This is a genomic window from Psychrobacter sp. 1U2, assembly GCF_051847575.1.
On the sequence record NZ_JBPYDC010000396.1, the window covers coordinates 1 to 1,128 of the forward strand.

At 42.0% G+C, this 1,128-nt stretch carries 2 protein-coding genes; both read left to right on the forward strand.

Annotated elements, in window-relative coordinates; genetic code table 11:
* The coding region (locus tag ACS8FD_RS16100; protein WP_439276587.1) for a BamA/TamA family outer membrane protein at positions 1 to 783 on the forward strand (783 nt) is incomplete at its 5' end.
* A gap of 144 nt (positions 784 to 927) precedes the next feature.
* On the forward strand, positions 928 to 1,128 hold a 201-nt coding region (locus ACS8FD_RS16105), incomplete at its 3' end, for an LpxD N-terminal domain-containing protein (protein ID WP_439276588.1).

The following is a 1,128-nucleotide window of genomic DNA, read 5'->3' on the forward strand; positions in this document are numbered from 1 at the left end:
TGGCTTGGCGTATCAAACGTTCAGCAAATTATTGATGACGGTGGTACTACTGAAGAATTCAGTGGGGAGTTTGATGGTCGAACCAGTTTTAAAAATGACTATAACACCTACAACCTACTTTTAGGGTGGGATTATAGTACGTTAGATCGCCCCGTATTTCCGACTAAAGGCATGAGCCACAATGTTAATGCCACTTTTGGGTTTGGCGATACGAATTATCAAAAACTGCTCTACACTGGTAATGTGTATTATCCTGTGTACAAAGATGTGATCGCACGTGGCTATACTAAGCTTGGCTATGGTAATGATCTGCCATTCTATGAAAACTTCTACGCCGGTGGTTATGGTTCGGTACGTGGTTATGAAGCGTCGACGCTCGGTCCCCGTTCTGAGTCTTATTACAACGCAGTAAACAACCGTGAGAGTATTCAAAAAGAAGAGGTTGGCGGTAATGCGTTAGCAACCTTTGGTACTGAACTGATTTTGCCAATGCCATTTAAAGGTGACTGGGCGGATCAAGTGCGTCCAGTACTGTTCGCTGAAGGCGGTCAGGTCTTTGATACCACAGATAAAGAAGATCGCACCTTTATTAACCCAGCTAATGGTAATGATACTGATGTGCCATTGCTGACCCAAGACAACGACCTGCGCTTTAGTGCGGGTGCAGGGGTCACTTGGTATACACCTATCGGTCCTATCTCATTAAGTTACGCTGTACCTATTGGCGATAAAGAAAACGATGAGACTGAGAAGGTGCAGTTCCAGATTGGTAGCACATTCTAGTTAAGCGTATAGACGTAAAGTCATTTTATCATGCAGATGGTTTTAAACGCTTGGTATTATTTATAACTATTATTGAATTGGTTGCTAAACTGAAGTATCAGTCTGGCATCCATTTTATTCTTATTAATCATATTAACGCCAATTATGATAACGATTAAGCAAATTATTTCTCAAATCGAGCAGCGTCAGCCAGTATTGAATAAAGCTGAGCTTACTACTGATCAGTTAACCCTATCAGTAAACGGTGTCGGTAGTCTGACTGATGCAAATAGTACGCAGCTGAGTTTTTTGGCAGATCCAAATTACATTACCAGCTTAGCGCAAAGTCAGGCAGGTGTAGTGCTT